This window comes from Pseudomonas sp. MM213 (assembly GCF_020423045.1).
In the GTDB taxonomy this organism is placed as follows: domain Bacteria; phylum Pseudomonadota; class Gammaproteobacteria; order Pseudomonadales; family Pseudomonadaceae; genus Aquipseudomonas; species Aquipseudomonas migulae.
In genome coordinates this window covers 6,031,659-6,047,190 of sequence record NZ_CP081943.1, presented here as the reverse complement: position 1 = coordinate 6,047,190, position 15,532 = coordinate 6,031,659, and the positions used below count along the sequence as shown (strand labels likewise).

22 protein-coding genes are annotated in these 15,532 nt (G+C 59.2%); 3 read left to right on the top strand and 19 right to left on the bottom strand.

The annotated features are described in order from the left end of the window. Nucleotides 1-82: 82 nt before the first annotated feature. The gene (fpr, locus tag K5R88_RS27495) at nucleotides 83-862 is read right to left on the bottom strand and encodes a ferredoxin-NADP reductase (protein WP_003443014.1); all 780 of its coding nucleotides are present in this window, start codon (nucleotides 860-862) and stop codon (nucleotides 83-85) included. A 122-nt stretch (nucleotides 863-984) separates the two neighbouring features. Here fpr and K5R88_RS27490 point away from each other — a divergent pair, with 122 nt between their 5' ends. Beyond that, nucleotides 985-1,911, top strand: a complete 927-nt coding sequence (locus K5R88_RS27490) for a LysR family transcriptional regulator (RefSeq protein WP_008030029.1) — start codon at nucleotides 985-987, stop codon at nucleotides 1,909-1,911. On the opposite strand, the gene K5R88_RS27485 is transcribed toward K5R88_RS27490, so the two are convergent. The 3 genes from K5R88_RS27485 to K5R88_RS27475 form a co-directional block, all read right to left on the bottom strand. Beyond that, the gene (locus K5R88_RS27485; RefSeq protein ID WP_008030027.1) at nucleotides 1,908-2,270 is read right to left on the bottom strand and encodes a diacylglycerol kinase; all 363 of its coding nucleotides are present in this window, start codon (nucleotides 2,268-2,270) and stop codon (nucleotides 1,908-1,910) included. The two genes, K5R88_RS27490 and K5R88_RS27485, sit on opposite strands and share 4 nt — an antisense overlap. 75 nt (nucleotides 2,271-2,345) lie before the next feature. Further along, nucleotides 2,346-2,996, bottom strand: coding sequence for a response regulator transcription factor ErdR (erdR, locus tag K5R88_RS27480; RefSeq protein WP_192228519.1), 651 nt, complete (start codon nucleotides 2,994-2,996; stop codon nucleotides 2,346-2,348). A 209-nt stretch (nucleotides 2,997-3,205) separates the two neighbouring features. Then, complete coding sequence (locus tag K5R88_RS27475; RefSeq protein WP_226298723.1) at nucleotides 3,206-3,949, bottom strand: tRNA-uridine aminocarboxypropyltransferase; 744 nt, start codon at nucleotides 3,947-3,949, stop codon at nucleotides 3,206-3,208. 186 nt (nucleotides 3,950-4,135) lie between these two features. On the opposite strand from K5R88_RS27475, the gene K5R88_RS27470 reads away from it, so the two are divergent. Further along, nucleotides 4,136-4,564, top strand: a complete 429-nt coding sequence (locus tag K5R88_RS27470) for a PA3611 family quorum-sensing-regulated virulence factor (protein WP_008030019.1) — start codon at nucleotides 4,136-4,138, stop codon at nucleotides 4,562-4,564. Here the strand turns inward: K5R88_RS27470 and K5R88_RS27465 are convergent, their stop codons facing one another. Beyond that, nucleotides 4,565-4,759: a hypothetical protein gene (locus tag K5R88_RS27465; protein WP_008030018.1), complete on the bottom strand. Its 195-nt coding sequence runs from the start codon at nucleotides 4,757-4,759 to the stop codon at nucleotides 4,565-4,567. It abuts the gene before it with no gap. Nucleotides 4,760-4,867: 108 nt separating this feature from the next. After that, entirely contained in the window at nucleotides 4,868-4,993 is a 126-nt protein-coding gene (locus K5R88_RS30745) for a hypothetical protein (protein ID WP_259331695.1), read from the bottom strand. A gap of 132 nt (nucleotides 4,994-5,125) precedes the next feature. On the opposite strand from K5R88_RS30745, the gene K5R88_RS27460 reads away from it, so the two are divergent. Beyond that, a complete protein-coding gene (locus K5R88_RS27460; RefSeq protein ID WP_008030016.1) occupies nucleotides 5,126-6,244 on the top strand; it encodes a TIGR00730 family Rossman fold protein in 1,119 nt (372 codons plus the stop codon). 45 nt (nucleotides 6,245-6,289) lie between these two features. Here K5R88_RS27460 and recX read toward each other — a convergent pair whose 3' ends face one another. The 13 genes from recX to K5R88_RS27395 form a co-directional block, all read right to left on the bottom strand. After that, entirely contained in the window at nucleotides 6,290-6,757 is a 468-nt protein-coding gene (gene recX / locus K5R88_RS27455; protein WP_223553049.1) for a recombination regulator RecX, read from the bottom strand. An 8-nt stretch (nucleotides 6,758-6,765) separates the two neighbouring features. Beyond that, nucleotides 6,766-7,824, bottom strand: a complete 1,059-nt coding sequence (recA, locus tag K5R88_RS27450) for a recombinase RecA (protein WP_008030012.1) — start codon at nucleotides 7,822-7,824, stop codon at nucleotides 6,766-6,768. A gap of 83 nt (nucleotides 7,825-7,907) precedes the next feature. Next, the gene (locus tag K5R88_RS27445) at nucleotides 7,908-8,408 is read right to left on the bottom strand and encodes a CinA family protein (RefSeq protein ID WP_192228516.1); all 501 of its coding nucleotides are present in this window, start codon (nucleotides 8,406-8,408) and stop codon (nucleotides 7,908-7,910) included. A 79-nt stretch (nucleotides 8,409-8,487) separates the two neighbouring features. Continuing rightward, a complete protein-coding gene (locus tag K5R88_RS27440) occupies nucleotides 8,488-9,024 on the bottom strand; it encodes a lysis system i-spanin subunit Rz (protein WP_226298722.1) in 537 nt (178 codons plus the stop codon). Beyond that, nucleotides 9,006-9,569 carry a glycoside hydrolase family 19 protein gene (locus tag K5R88_RS27435; RefSeq protein ID WP_008039295.1) on the bottom strand — a complete coding sequence of 188 codons (564 nt, stop codon included), beginning with the start codon at nucleotides 9,567-9,569 and terminating at the stop codon, nucleotides 9,006-9,008. The genes K5R88_RS27440 and K5R88_RS27435 overlap by 19 nt, the downstream gene beginning before the upstream one ends. Nucleotides 9,570-9,629: 60 nt before the next feature. Further along, on the bottom strand, nucleotides 9,630-10,643 hold the full coding sequence (locus K5R88_RS27430; RefSeq protein WP_226298721.1) for a phage late control D family protein: 1,014 nt from the start codon (nucleotides 10,641-10,643) through the stop codon (nucleotides 9,630-9,632). Between the two features lie 9 nt (nucleotides 10,644-10,652). Next, nucleotides 10,653-10,865, bottom strand: coding sequence for a tail protein X (locus tag K5R88_RS27425; protein WP_207285797.1), 213 nt, complete (start codon nucleotides 10,863-10,865; stop codon nucleotides 10,653-10,655). Beyond that, a complete protein-coding gene (locus K5R88_RS27420) occupies nucleotides 10,858-11,241 on the bottom strand; it encodes a phage tail protein (protein WP_207285798.1) in 384 nt (127 codons plus the stop codon). The genes K5R88_RS27425 and K5R88_RS27420 overlap by 8 nt, the downstream gene beginning before the upstream one ends. Then, complete coding sequence (locus K5R88_RS27415) at nucleotides 11,241-12,773, bottom strand: hypothetical protein (protein WP_226298720.1); 1,533 nt, start codon at nucleotides 12,771-12,773, stop codon at nucleotides 11,241-11,243. The genes K5R88_RS27420 and K5R88_RS27415 overlap by 1 nt, the downstream gene beginning before the upstream one ends. A 128-nt stretch (nucleotides 12,774-12,901) precedes the next feature. Continuing rightward, nucleotides 12,902-13,486 (bottom strand): phage tail assembly protein, encoded by a 585-nt coding sequence (locus K5R88_RS27410; RefSeq protein ID WP_223453215.1) that lies wholly within the window; start codon nucleotides 13,484-13,486, stop codon nucleotides 12,902-12,904. A 159-nt stretch (nucleotides 13,487-13,645) separates the two neighbouring features. Then, nucleotides 13,646-14,152, bottom strand: a complete 507-nt coding sequence (locus K5R88_RS27405) for a phage major tail tube protein (RefSeq protein ID WP_192228509.1) — start codon at nucleotides 14,150-14,152, stop codon at nucleotides 13,646-13,648. Further along, entirely contained in the window at nucleotides 14,152-15,318 is a 1,167-nt protein-coding gene (locus K5R88_RS27400; protein ID WP_223414422.1) for a phage tail protein, read from the bottom strand. Before K5R88_RS27400 ends, K5R88_RS27405 begins: the two co-directional genes overlap by 1 nt. Before the next feature lie 2 nt (nucleotides 15,319-15,320). Then, nucleotides 15,321-15,530 (bottom strand): hypothetical protein, encoded by a 210-nt coding sequence (locus K5R88_RS27395; protein WP_008029992.1) that lies wholly within the window; start codon nucleotides 15,528-15,530, stop codon nucleotides 15,321-15,323. Between the last annotated feature and the right edge of the window lie 2 nt (nucleotides 15,531-15,532).

Genomic DNA, 15,532 nt, shown 5'->3' with positions numbered 1-15,532 from the left:
GTCAACATTGATGTCGACTGACACTCCCCAATCGCGAGCAGGCTCGCTCCCACAGGTAGAGCAGAGCGGTTGAGCGGTATTCTTATTTCTCGACGAACGCACGCTCGATCAGGTAATCACCCGGCTCGCGCATCCGCGGCGAAACTTTCAGGCCGAAGCTGTTCAGCACTTCGCTGGTTTCGTCGAGCATGCTCGGGCTGCCGCACAGCATGGCGCGGTCGTCCTGCGGGTTGATCGGTGGCAGACCGATGTCGCTGAACAGCTTGCCGCTGCGCATCAGGTCGGTCAGGCGGCCTTCGTTCTCGAACGGCTCGCGGGTCACGGTCGGGTAGTAGATCAACTTGTCACGCAGGGCCTCGCCGAAGAATTCGTTCTGCGGCAGGTGCTCGGTGATGAATTCGCGGTAGGCGACTTCGTTGACGTAACGTACGCCGTGGCACAGGATCACTTTTTCGAAACGCTCGTAGGTTTCCGGGTCCTGGATGACGCTCATGAACGGCGCCAGACCGGTACCGGTGCTGAGCAGGTACAAATGTTTGCCAGGCTTCAAGTCGTCCAGTACCAGCGTGCCGGTAGGCTTCTTGCTGATGATGATCTCGTCGCCTTCCTTCAGGTGCTGCAACTGGGAAGTCAGCGGGCCATCAGGCACCTTGATGCTGAAGAACTCGAGATGCTCTTCCCAGTTCGGGCTGGCAATCGAGTAAGCGCGCATGAGAGGCCGGCCGTTGGGCTGTTGCAGGCCGATCATCACGAACTGACCGTTCTCGAAGCGCAGGCCCGGATCGCGGGTGCACTTGAAGCTGAACAGAGTGTCGTTCCAGTGGTGAACACTGAGGACACGCTCGTGGTTCATGTTGCTCATGTACGTGGGACTCCTGGAGATTTTGCCTGCGCCTGTGGTCTGCGCAATTGCATCGCATTCTAATGGCAGCGACAATATCTGTTAAATGGATTATTAAGATAAGGGTTATCGGTTATATCGATATGCGATTTACTCTCCGTCAACTTCAAGTCTTCGTCGCCGTCGCCCAGCAGGAAAGCGTATCCCGTGCTGCGGGCCTGCTCAACCTGTCGCAATCGGCGGCAAGCACCTCGATCACCGAACTGGAGCGCCAGTCCAGCTGCCAGCTGTTCGACCGCGCCGGTAAACGGCTGAGCCTCAACGCCCTCGGCAAGCAATTGTTGCCGCAAGCGGTGGCGTTGCTCGACCAGGCCAAGGAAATCGAAGACCTGCTCAACGGCAAATCCGGTTTCGGCTCGCTGGCGGTCGGCGCGACCCTCACGATCGGCAACTACCTGGCCACGCTGCTGATCGGCAGCTTCATGCAGCGCCACCCGGAAAGCCAGGTGAAGCTGCACGTGCAAAACACTGCCAACATCGTGCAACAAGTTGCGCATTATGAAATTGATCTGGGTCTAATCGAAGGCGACTGCAGCCATCCGGACATCGAAGTGCAGAGTTGGGTCGAGGATGAGCTGGTGGTGTTCTGCGCGCCACAGCATCCGCTGGCCCTGCGCGGCACGGCGACCATGGAAGAACTGAGCCACGAGGCGTGGATTCTGCGTGAGCAAGGCTCGGGCACGCGCCTGACCTTTGACCAGGCCATGCGTCATCATCGCAGCGCGTTGAATATCCGCCTGGAGCTGGAACACACCGAAGCGATCAAGCGCGCGGTGGAATCAGGATTGGGGATTGGCTGCATTTCACGGCTGGCACTGCGCGACGCGTTTCGCCGCGGCAGCCTGGTGCCGGTAGAGACGCCGGATCTCGATCTGGCGCGGCAGTTCTATTTCATCTGGCACAAACAGAAATTTCAGACTCCGGCGATGCGCGAATTCCTCGACCTGTGCCGCGCTTTCACCGCCGGGGTTCAGCGCAGCGACGAGATCGTGCTGCCCACCATCGCTTAAAGCAGGATCACCGCCCACACCAGCGCGATCATGGTCAACGCCACCAGCTGCGCGGCGCTGCCCATGTCCTTGGCGTTCTTGGACAGTGGGTGCAGTTCCAGGGAGATGCGGTCGATGGCCGCTTCCACCGCTGAATTGAGCAACTCGACGATCAACGCCAACAAGCAGACGGCTATCAACAGCGCCTGCTCGACGCGGCTGACGTTCAAAAAGAACGAAATCGGAATCAGGATGACATTGAGCAACACCAGTTGCCGAAAGGCCGCTTCGCCGGTGAAGGCTGCGCGCAGGCCGTCCAGCGAGTAACCGGAGGCGTTGAGGATGCGTTTCAGGCCGGTCTGGCCTTTGAAAGGGGACATAAGCGTGGCAACTGACCAAAAAGGAGTGGGAAAGCTAGATCAACCAAAGTCAAAAAAGCGTGAAGACGCCAACCTTCAGTGGCTTGAAATTGACTCAAGTTGTTGCAGGAGCAACGCCGCCTGGGTTCGGGTCCGTACATTCAGCTTACGGAAAATCGCCGTGACGTGGGCTTTGATCGTCGCTTCGGACACGCTCAGTTCGTAGGCAATTTGCTTATTCAGCAACCCTTCGCAGACCATGGTCAGCACCCGGAACTGCTGCGGTGTCAGGCTGGCGAGGCCTTCACTGGCGGCCTTGGCTTCATCGGAAACGCTGACCGCCTCGAACGCCTGAGGCGGCCAGAACACATCGCCATCCAGTACCGAACGCACGGCTTTCTGGATCACGCTCAGGTCACTCGATTTAGGAATGAAGCCGCTGGCACCGAACTCACGGGACTTGACCATGATCGAGGCTTCTTCCTGGGCCGACACCATCACCACCGGAATTTGCGGGTACTGACCACGCAGCAGCACCAGCCCGGAAAAACCGTAGGCACCCGGCATGTTCAGGTCCAGTAACACCAGGTCCCAGTCGGATTTTTCGTCGAGGCGGGTTTCCAGCTCGGCGATGCTCGCCACTTCCACCAGACGGACTTCCGGGCCAAGGCCCAGGGTCAACGCTTGATGCAAGGCGCTACGAAAGAGTGGGTGGTCATCGGCAATCAGGATTTCGTATGTGGCCATTTTTCAAATGATCCTGTTCTTCTAACAGCTCAAGGCGCAGCCACGGAGCTGCACCAACAGGGCACGTTCAACGCCAACGACGTGGCAATCACGTAAAGAATACGGCGTCTGAAACTACAGCCGCGCCCCAATCGGCGCCAAGCATGCCCAGCGAAACCGGGGTGGTCAAGGTGCCTGGCCGCTACAGTTCTTTGCAGTATGGGCGACAATCAGGCCGTGACGACGGCCGTTTTCGGTACGAAAGGCATCAGCTCGGCATGTGCCGGTGTTGCGACGTTCATTTCCAGCTGATGCTTGGCGTCGAGGTAATGTTGGCTGAACACGTCGAAATAAGCGTCCAGTGCCGATGCAGCTTCGACATCGCCTGCCAGATCAAGGCAAAGCGCCGCCACTTCCGCCGTGCACAAATGCTCGCTGCGGGTCGAGCGGCGCAGACGATAGCGCGACAGTTTCTCGGGCAGCAGGCTCAGGATCGGCAATGTTTCAAAATACGGGCTTTTGCGGAAAATCTTCCGGGCTTCGGTCCAGGTCGCGTCCAGCAGAATGAACAGCGGTCGCTTGCTGCTATCCACCTCGACGGTGTTGGTCACGCGCTCAGGCGCGACGTACTCGCCCGGAAACACCAGATACGGTTGCCATTGCGGGTCGGCGAGCAACGCCAGCAGCTGCGGGTCGGTTTCCGTGCGCGACCAGATGAACGCATGGTTGTCGCGCACTACGTCAGCGATCAGCCACCCCGTGTTACTCGGCTTGAACACTTCCTTGTTGGTCATGATCAGGCACACGCCCGAGCGGGTCTCGACCTGCGGACGCCAGGCACACAGGCAATGGCTCTCGATCACGCGGCAGGCACGGCAACGCGTCGCCCTCCAGCCTCGGGCCTGAATCGGCTTGATGCCCTCCTCTTCGCGCTGGTCGCGCAAGCGGGCTACGGCGTTGGGGGCGTGGTTCATCGTGGGCAACACCGGCAGACAGGAAAACTCGACACGAACGGCACTCAGGGCGATAAAGGCCGGCAGTTTACCAGAGCGGCCGGCACAAGCCTGTACCGTCCAGACGGGCTCCCCTATAATTCGCCGCCAATGAACGCACAGCCCTGTGGCTGGTCGAACCACCAGTCACCGAACCAGGAGAGTTTCATGCTGCGCCTTATCGTTCCCACCGCTGCCATCCTGCTGGCGTCGTCCTTCAGCGCTCAGGCTGCGTCCTTGAGTGAGCAGAATCTCAACAGAGAGCTGCGAAACGTCGCCGCACAAAGCAGCGTCGGCACGCCACGGGCGATCAACGAAGACATTCTCGATCAGGGCTACACCGCCGAAGGCAATGTTCTGATCAACCACTTGAGCGTGCAAAGCAGCCACGCCAACAAGATGCGGGCAGATCCGAAAGCGGTGTACTTCCAGCTTGGCGCCTCCGTCTGCAGAAACGAGGGGTTCCGCAAGCTGATGAAGAAGGGCGCGATCATGCGTTACGACTTTACCGAGGTGAAAACCAATCGCGCGGTCGGCTCCGCCAGCTTCGAGGAATCGGATTGCCCGAAAGCCACGCCGCCGGCAAAGAAAAAGTAATCAATGGGAATTGGCGCGCCGCTGTTCATCCTCGGCGCGCAGTTCGGCCAACAACGCCTGTAAATAGCGCGAGCGCCGCTCGGCTCCCTCCAGACGCCGGCAACACTCCTCTTCGAGACTCAAATGATTGGTCTCGGCCGATGACTTCAATAATCGATACAGTTGCGTATCGATCTCCAGAATGACTCTGGCCATAGCATCCCGCCTCCTTGCACTTCGCCCTTGCTTGAGCGACAAAATCCTTGAACCGCTTGTACCGTGCGCCCTGCCTTTGACGCAAAGCTGTCGTGTCACGTCTGTAATTTAGTAAATCAGAGTGCCGGACACTTGGCGCAGGTTCAGACGAGCGGTGAAATCACCTTGCAAATCGTCAATAAGCGGTTGCCAGGAAAGACTTTGCAGCGCAATGATCAAGTCAGCGAAAACCATCTAGAGGGTCTAGATTCATAGTGTTCCCGTTCACTTTTCAGGGCAGAAAAGGGGCTGCCTGGTTTGCGTTTTCCGATGCGAATGTTTCTTTCATCCAAAGGAACAACAGAGCCTGTACGGAAGGAGAAGTTGATGCCTTACCAACCGAATGACCTCCTCAGCCGTCATTTCGAAGAAAGCGGCCACGACCTCATCAGCAAGGTCGAAGAGCAACTCAACCTGGTTTCACCCAACAGCCCGAATATCCCGATCTACCGCGACATGATTCTGACCGTGCTGCGCATGGCCCAGGACGATCACAACCGCTGGAATGCCAAGATCACCCTGCAAGCCCTGCGCGAACTCGAACACGCCTTCCGTGTGCTCGAACAGTTCCGGGGCCGGCGCAAAGTCACGGTATTCGGCTCGGCCCGCACACCGATAGAACACCCGTTGTATGGCCTGGCCAGAGAACTCGGCGCCGCACTGGCACGCTCCGACCTGATGGTGATCACCGGCGCAGGCGGCGGCATCATGGCGGCCGCCCACGAAGGTGCCGGCCTTGAACACAGCCTGGGATTCAACATCACCCTGCCCTTCGAGCAGCATGCGAATCCCACCGTGAACGGCACCACCAACTTGCTGCCGTTCCACTTTTTCTTTACCCGCAAGCTGTTCTTCGTCAAGGAAGCCGATGCGCTGGTCTTGTGCCCTGGCGGTTTCGGCACCCTTGATGAAGCGCTGGAAGTGCTGACACTGATTCAAACCGGTAAAAGCCCGCTGGTACCGGTGGTGTTGCTGGACGCTCCAGGTGGCACGTTCTGGCAAGGCGCACTGGACTTCATCCGCAATCAACTGGAGGAGAACCGCTACATCCTGCCGACCGACATGAAGCTGGTGAGCCTGGTCTACAGCGCCGAGGAAGCGGTGGAGCAGATCAATCAGTTCTACAGCAACTTCCACTCCAGCCGCTGGCTCAAGCATCAATTCGTGATCCGCATGAACCACAAGCTCAGTGACGCGGCGCTCGAACACATGCAACAAGCGTTCGCCGACCTGTGCCTGAGCGATCACTTCCATCAGCATGCCTACAGCGGCGAGGAGCACGACGAACCGCAGTTCAGCCACCTCGCTCGCCTGGCCTTCACCTTTAACGCCCGTGATCATGGACGACTGCGCGAACTGGTGGACTACATCAACCTGCCGGAAAACTGGGCGCAGTCCAAACCCCAGGCGCAACAACGCACGCGGGAACCGTCAAAGGTTACGTGAGGCAAAAAAAAACGGCCCGCTATCGAAATAGCGGGCCGTTTTTGTTTAATCATCCATTCCTCGACCGCTGAACAAGCGGCTGATCATTTCCATGGAGTAGCCCCGATAACTCAGGAACCGCCCTTGCTTGGCGCGTTCCCGTGCGTCTATCGGTAAATGCCCGGCAAACTTGCGCCGCCAGGTATCTTCCAGTTGTTCCTGCCAGTTGATACCGCTCTCACGCAGTGCGAGTTCGATGTCATTGCGTTGCAGGCCACGCTGGCTCAACTCTTCGCGAATACGCAAAGGGCCATAGCCGGAACGGGAACGGTAGGAAACGAAGCTTTCGAGGTAACGGGATTCGGACAACAGGCCCTCTTCCGTCAAGCGGTCGAGTGCTGTGTCGATCATTTCAGGGAGAGCGCCGCGCTGACGCAGTTTACGCGTCAGCTCGACTCGACCGTGCTCGCGTCGCGCGAGCAGGTCCATTGCGGTTCGCCGCACCGCGACGAGTGTATCGAGTACGGCAGTCATCGGATCAATCAGATATCAGCGTCAGCCAGGTCATCTTCAGTCTCTTTGACCGCAGAGGCTTTGGATTCCGCTACCGATGACGGAGACAGCAACTTGTCACGCAATTGCTTCTCAAGTTTCGCCGCGATTTCCGGGTTGTCCGCCAGGAACTTGGCCGAGTTGGCCTTGCCCTGACCGATCTTGGTGCCTTCGTAGGCATACCAGGCACCGGACTTCTCGACGAAACCGTGCAGAACACCCAGGTCGATCATCTCACCGTTCAGGTAGATGCCCTTGCCGTAAAGAATCTGGAACTCGGCCTGACGGAACGGCGAAGCAACCTTGTTCTTCACAACCTTGACGCGGGTTTCGCTACCGACGACTTCATCACCTTCTTTCACCGCGCCAGTACGACGGATGTCCAGACGAACCGAAGCGTAGAACTTCAGCGCGTTACCACCGGTGGTGGTTTCCGGGCTGCCGAACATCACGCCGATTTTCATACGGATCTGGTTGATGAAGATCACCAGGCAGTTGGCGTTCTTGATGTTACCGGTGATTTTACGCAGCGCCTGGGACATCAGACGGGCTTGCAGGCCCACGTGCATGTCACCCATTTCGCCTTCGATTTCAGCCTTTGGAACCAGGGCGGCTACGGAGTCGACGATGATCACGTCAACCGCGTTGGAACGCACCAGCATGTCGGTGATTTCCAGGGCCTGCTCACCGGTGTCCGGCTGGGAAACCAGCAGGTCGTCGACGTTGACGCCAAGCTTGCCGGCGTATTCAGGATCGAGGGCGTGTTCGGCGTCGACGAATGCGCAGGTCGCGCCGGCTTTTTGAGCCTGAGCGATCACCGACAGTGTCAGCGTAGTTTTACCGGAGGATTCAGGACCGTAGATTTCAACGATACGGCCTTTTGGCAGACCGCCAATGCCGAGCGCGATGTCCAGACCCAGAGAGCCAGTGGAAATAGCCGGGATCGCCTGACGGTCCTGATCGCCCATACGCATTACGGCACCCTTGCCGAATTGACGTTCGATCTGACCCAGGGCCGCAGCCAAGGCTTTCTTCTTGTTGTCGTCCATTAAAGTCCTCACGTAATCAATAAGGCCTGACGGCCAACACCTGTATAAGTAGCCAGTATTATTCCACAGCGATTCAGGATCGCCTACCCCTGATTTGAGATTTCTCCCGAGGCATGGCGCAGCAGCCCCTCTAGCGCGGCCTTCACCGTTTGTCGGCGAACCTCATCGCGGTTGCCGGGGAAGTGCTGCACCTCGCTGAACACCCGCTCCCCCACACCCCAGGCCAGCCAGACCGTGCCGACCGGCTTGTTCGGCGAACCGCCATCCGGCCCCGCCACACCGCTGACCGCCACGGCAAAATACGCCCGGCTTTTTTCCTGCGCGCCACGGACCATGGCCTCGACCACTTCGCGACTGACCGCCCCCACCGTCGCAAACAACCCGACCGGGACATTCAATTGCTCGGTCTTCTGCCGGTTGGAATACGTCACATAACCGGCCTCGAACCACGCCGAACTCCCCGGAATCCGGGTGATCGCCTCGCAAATGCCGCCGCCGGTACAGGATTCGGCTGCGGTGACGTGAGCATTGAGAACCTGCAGGCGTCTGCCCAGTTCAGCGGCCAGTTGGGTGATTTCTTTCACGGTCATCTCCTGAGCGGGCGGAATGGGACTACCGTACACGAGCGGATCACGCTTGCAAGTTACAGGATCGATCAAAATGTTAGCGACCGAGCGCCCTGATATAGGCCTGACAGGCCTGCAACGCAATCAGTGCACGGTCGCCGGCGTCGGTGATGGCGATAATTCGTTGAGCATGCGCCGGGTCAAGTCGGGCTCGAACGGCGCCATGATCCACGCTGCCGGTGCTGGCGGCGGTTGGCACTGCACAGGCTGAGGCAGCGTCATGGGCATCGAGGAGGACTGACAGCCGCACATCAGCAGTGGCAAGACGATCGCGCAAGCGACCTTGATCACGTTGGGCATCGCTCAGCGCTCGATAATGGGTGTGTTCGCTGGCCGATAGCCGCTGTTCCAGCGCCAGCCGTTTATCCTGCTCGGTCTGTTGTCGAGTGGCGGCCGCCAGGGTCAGTTGGTTGAGCATCTCGGCGTGCGCCCTGGCCTGTTCCGCCAGTTGCCGCCCATAACGCCCATCCTGAAATCGCCAGGTCAGCGTTGCCGAGCCACCAGCCAACACAGCCAGCAACACAACAACGCCAACCACCCGCCACGACCCCGGGATCAAACCGAAGGCTGGCATAACACCGCCCTCGCCCGCGCCCAGAGCTGCAAACGATCCTGCAACCCGTTCAGCCCCCCGTTGATCCGGCGGGTGATGCTGTTGAACTGGTCACGATCAGCCAGCTCGTTGAGGCCGTTTTGCCGCCAGAACCAGGCGGCGGATTCGGCGGCCCATTGCGGTTGCTCCAACAGTTCCGGCAACTGCAACAGACGCTCGTCGCCGAACAATCCGAGGCTGCACTGCTGGTAGTTATGGCGGCCGGTAATCTGGATCAGGCCACGGCCTCGGTACCTTTGGCCATCACCGTCGGGCATGGGTGTATTGCCCAAACGAGCGGCCAGGGTGCCGGTGTCGTACTTGCTCAAATACTGATCACCGCCGAGTTCGCGCACGTAGTGCAACTGCCCGGATTCGTGACCGACTTGCGCAAGGAAAGCGGCGCTGCGTTTGGGCGTGTTGATGTCATGGCCATCCATGGCGCTATTGAGAGCAGAAATGAAAACGCCCGCTTGGCTGCGGGCGTTGGGAAGTATTTGCTGTAATTGCAGGACAGTAAGCGGCATGAGTGATGTTCCGTTCGCCATTGATCCGCCAGACCGGCGCCAGTGCATTTGATTGCGTTATTACGTGGCATCCGGACACTTCGCCTCGATCATGCAGCGATAGCTTTGATATTTGTCACCGCTGGCAATGACCTTTTCGATCGACCAGTACCCGCGCAGGAAATCCGGCCAGGACTGGTCGAGCAACAAGACACCCTCGGCGGACAGCGCCGGATTACCCGGGCAACTGATTTTCACCTTGAGCTTTTCACGCAGCAATTTGCGCACTTCACCCTCGCCGATATCCCTGGCCTCCGCTTCATTCTGGCAGAGCCGACCGATGACCTTGAACGGCGCGCTACCGGTTTCAATCACCCGCACCACCCCCGCTGCCGCGTCCCACCAACTCGTCTTGCAGCCCTGGTTTTTCGCCCGGACGGAGTCATCGAGCGTGGCGGAAATGAAGGCGCGATCGCCGGGTCGATTGTTGGTGGTCACCGACAGTTTCACCTGGGGCAACACCTTGCCCGACAGTGACTTGGTCTGACTTGGGAGCGCCAGCACATACAGCTCATTTATCGGTTTGGCGATGGCCTTGTATATGCCGGCGAGGCGAGTCAAAAACGCCATGTCACTTTCGTTGGACTGATCGATGTGGTCGATTTTTTTCAGTGCCAGTTGGGGTGCCACCCGTGGCGAAAAACCGTGCCGCTCAGCGATCTCGCGAAACAACGCACCCAGGGTGGTCGGCCCATGACTGGCCGATCGACGCTGCAGGAAGCCGGTCTTGTCATCGGCACTGAACGGCGCTGCGGTTGCCACCAGCGTCAAGCGCAGCGGGAACAACGTCGGCGTCAGGCGAGACACCGTGAACTGGCCCTTATCCACCAGACTGGACTCCGCGTAACCGACCTTCAGGCCAATCTTGCCGCCCAGGATCGGCAGCCCCTCAAGCCCTTCCAGATCGAGCGTCAATGTCAATTGATCGGACTCGGTACCGGCGGCATCAATGTGCTCCCAACTGATCAGGCGCTTGTTGATCAAGTCCTTATTGGCCCCATAAATCTCTACCTCTGGCGTGAAACCCAATGTCATGGAACCTCCTTAATCCCACGCGGTAACCAGCGTGGTCACCACAGGTTGTGAGTCAATTTCCGGCAGGACTACCCAGATACCCGCAGGTAATACCGCCCCCTGTTCTGCCAGCGTGGGGTTGAGCCGCCACAGTGCCTCTTCGACGGCATCGTCACAGCGACCCAGTTCGCGGTACAGCAACAGGTTCACCGAATCACCGGCCACACTTCGAACTCTACGCATGGATGAACTCCGACAGGTCTATTGCCCAACCGACGACCATCGCCGTGCCGTCATCGATGATCACGCTTTGGGTTTCCGTCACCGTGTTGATTCGCCAAAGCCCCCAGTTGCGTCCGATGCCATCCACCAACGGCACCGGCTTGCGCTGTTCCTGCAACGTGCGCAGTTCATCGAGCCGCTCCATGGCCACCGCGTACATCGACGTCCCTGTAATCTTCATCGTTTGGGCTTTCTGCCCGGTCTGACTGGATTTCGGCTTGCCGGTCACAATGTCCAGTTCCACCCAGCCACCGTCCGATGTGTGCACGATGTTGTGGTAGGCGAAGTTGCGGGACAGGCCGAAAATGAAACTGCCCAGGATCATTTGCTGGCGCATTACCTGCCTCCATCGGTCAGGGCCGCACCACGTCGGGTGGCGAGGGCGTTGGTGGACATCAGTGGAACAAACTCGCCGTGGAACTGCGTTTGCAGCTGCTGCGCCACGATCGTCCGGATGTGCTCGGAGCTCTCCCCACCGGTGCAGGTGACCTGAATCGACGGTGAGTAATTGATCTGCTGGTTTTGTGTCGGCGCGCTGGTCAGTTCCTTGTTGATCTGCTCTGGCGAGGCCAAACGATCGGCTGTCGGAGCGGCCAGCTTGTCGCCCAGTGCCGCACCCGATTCACTGCCCAGCCAGCCACCAATCAGGCCACCGAGAACACCGCCAATGGCGGTGCCGATCACTGGAACAACACTGCCTAACGTGGCACCCACCGCAGAACCGGCGGTCGCACCCGCCCAGCCGCCACCTGCTGCACCAAGACCGGCACCGAGCATGCGGCGATTGCCGGTCATTACGCCGCCGACGACGTCCATCGCCGCACCGACGGCTTTCAGCGGCCCGGGTGCGCGGCGGGTCAGCGAGCGCATCGAGGCCCCCATCGCCATCAGACGTGAAGCTCCGCGCGAGCCTCGTGGACTGACACGCACGGTCGGGCCATCTCTAGGTCCAGGACGCGAGACTGCCTCGCTTGTGTCCGCTTTCTCCGCTTTCTCCGCTTTGTTCGCTCGATTCTTTTCTCTGAAATCTTCGGAAAACACCTGACCGAACTGTTTTGGAAGCCGGGCAGATACCGCTCCCAAAAGCCGCTTGGCCATCTGATTTTTCATCTCGTCGAGTACGGGTGTGAACAGGGCTACCAAATACGGAAAGACTGCCGTGGCAGTGTCCTTCAGACCACTGAGCCGAGGGCTGAGGGAGGCAGGTGTGCTTTCTGCCGCCACGGGCGGTGTATTGCCGGTGGCCACGGGTAAATGATTGTCGCGAACGCTGTCGATGTTCGACTGTTGCTCGCCGGGTATTTTCCCAGGGCGATTGATGATCTGCGGCTGATCAATTACCTCGTGACTGTCGAGCCTCAAAGGTATCCGCCAGCCGGTCTGCTTCTCTGCCTCCATCATGGCCGGCGTTCTGAACGCCGACGCAGAGATTGCGGCAGCCATCAGCGGGACACTGGCGACGCTCTGGTTTGACTCCATCACCGTCTCGCGCCGACGCTCGGGTGAACGATCAGCCTCACCAGTGCTCTTCACGCCGACCGACTTGAGCAGCGATGGCCGCTCTATGGCACCACCCGCTTCGCCCACATTGTTTTGCCCGCTGGCCAACGCAGTCTTCGCGCTGGAACCTGTTGCCGGCATCAACGAGCGCGGCGAGGAAAACGTCAGGTTCAACGATTCCAGTGCCGTGGTCAGCAGACTGATTTTGAGACTCAGTGTGGCCAGCACCTGGCTGAAACCGGGCGCCAGATCCTCTGTGCCCTCCCCCGTCACCAGCGATGACACGGCACTGCTCAGGCCCACCTCGCGAAACTTCAGCCAGTCTTCATTGATGGCTGTGTTCTTGAGCGAATATTTATCGTCCGCCATCCCCCTCTACTCCTGTTTGACGCCAAGGCGATTGATCGCAATGTCGTAGCGGCGCAAGGCCTTGCCGACGTCCCATTCCAGAATGTCCGCTTCACTTATCGGATAAATGAGCGGCACCACATCGAGGATTACTTCGATGTCGCGCTCCGAAAGAAGGCCGCCGGTTTGTTTAAAAAATCGTCGATTCGCACCTGCAATTGTGTCCAGTCAGGCACGGTCAAACTGGCCAGATCGGGCAGCATCAGGCCGGTGCAATGGGCCGTGATGAATTCGGCGCGTTCCTTGGCGGTCTTGAGTTTTTTCATCGCCTTGGTCGCACGCAGCACCGGCATTTCCAGGGTCAGCGTGGTCAGGGCTCGACCCGCCACGGTGAGCGGTTGCAGCAAGCTCACTTCGTCGGGATCGGCCGACGGTTGTTCACTCTCGTCCGCTTGTTCAAGGAAATGCGACGTCGGCAAGGTCGACATCTCATGCACGTACTGCGCGATGCTCACGTAGTCCGGGCGTTTGAGTTGATCGAGTTCCTTGACCGACAAACCGGTGGCCAGCAGCGCCAGCTCGAAGAACTGATCGTCCTCATCATCACCAGCACGGGCAAGGGCCTCTTTCTGTGCGGCGTAGTACAACGGTTTGAGTTGAATCTGTTCGATCTCCGACTGATCGTCAGCAGTAATCGGCGACAACAAGGCGTGAACGGGTGGAGTCCAGGACATGAAATGAATTCCTTGATGAATCATGAAAAGGGATTGAGCAATGCTCCTTGTGGGAGCGAGCCTGCTCGCGATAGCGGGTTCACATTCAAAAGTGATGTCGACTGACACAATGCAATCGCGAGCAGGCTCGCTCCCACAGTTCGGTGCTCGCAGTGCGACTTAAGGGATCAGCACCGCGCGACGGGCGCCGCCGAGAATGTCGACGCCGTTGAGCACGAACTTCTGGGTGCGCACGTCGATGTCGATCACCGGGATGCCGTTTTCCAGGCGGTTGTAGGTGCGGCAGGACAGCTCAAGCGTGGTGAGGGGTTTTTCGCCCATCTTCAGCTTGGCCTCGGTCAGCGATTTGAGCTTGCCGCCGACGGTGTGGTAGGTGAACCAGGTGTTGCCATCCTGATCCTGACCGGCTTCACGGACGTTCAACAAAATGTCGTCGCCCAGCTTCACGCCGAGGGAGAGCATCACTTCGGCGCCAACGCCTTGCAAAATGAGGGTCGCGCCCAGCACTTTGCCGCTCTTGATCATTTCTTCGGCGATGAAGCGCCCGCCCGCCATCGCTTCCATATCGAATTCGATCTTCGGCGGGGTGAACTCTTCCACGGTCGCCGACAACGGCAAGCCTTGCAGGGTGGCCGCGATGGCCTGTCTTACGCGGTTGGTAAACATTAGAGAACGTCCTCCAGGAACTGCTCGATGATTTCATCGCGGGCATTGAGTTGATAAACCATGTGTTCGTTCGGCGCGTAGCGGCCGTAGTCGATGACCACGTACCAGGTGCCGTTCTTGTACTTCTCGACGCTGTTCAATTCCGGGTGCAGGTACACGCTGCCGCCGGGGATGGTTTCGTCGGCGACCAGGGTTTGCAGCCAGTCGTTGATGCGCTTGACCTCCTGGTCCATGAACGACTTGGTGAGGTTCTTGGCCATGGCTTTCTGGCCGGCCTTGACCAGCTTGCGGCTGATCGCATCTTCCAGGCCGACGTAGCTGATGAACTTGCCGGTGATGGAACGGTTACCCAGCAGCGAGAAGCCGCCGAGAATGGTGCGGGCGTAGTAGCTGATGCCGTAGCGGTTGAGCAGATCGCCTTCGGTGGATTTGTCGAGAATGTTGTATTCCACGACGCGCGAAACGTCCTCGGCAAAGGTCACCTGATTGCCCGGGCTCTCCCATTGCTTGACCTTGGCCAGGGCCGCGATGGCCAGGCTCGAAGGCGACAGGAACACGTTTTTCTTCGCTGCCTTGGAGTACACCGACGGCATGTTGTGCACCAGCAGGCAGCGGTCGAAACCCAGTTCCGCGCCGCCCAGTTCCTGGCTGTAAGTCACCTGGTCGGCGACCGCGGCATCCTTGCCGTCGAGCACCACACGGGCCTTGATGCGCTTGCCGAACGAGGCGAACTCACCGGCCACGGCTTTGGTGCTGGTGAAGCCCGGCGCGCCGATGATGGTCAGGTCTTCGGGCACGCTGCCCAGTGCCGCGAGGCCGAGTTTGCGGCCGGTCAGCGGATCGACGCCGCCGATGACGTTGTTCAGCGTGTCCGCCGGGGTCGCGCCCTCTTCGACGATGACCACGTAGACCGGCACCTTGACCACTTTCAGGATCTGGAAGACCGCGTGATACAGCGTGCCTGCCTCGGTGCCGGTCGGGTCGAGCAGCGCCTGGGTGGTGAAGCTGTTGATGCGGAATGGCGCATTGCGTGGAATCAACGGGTCTGCCTTCGGCGCGGTGCCGATCAGACCGATGACGTTGTCACCCAGGCCACCCATGGCCTCGGGGGATTCGGTGGCATTGACGGTGATGCCGTTGTGCTCGAAGTTCAAAACCTCAGCCATGGTTATTCAGCCTTCTTGGCAGCAGCTTTTTTCGCTGCGGTGGATGGAGAGGCCGAATCGGCAGCCTCGGCTTTTTTCAGCTCCAGACGACCAGCGCTGCGTAGCGCACTGGCCTCCACATCGAGCAGTTGCAGTTCCTGGCCGATGCTCGACCAGTGACCACCCCCGGTAGGGAATGGAAGGAGCACGGTGTACGTTTGGCGTTCTGCCATTT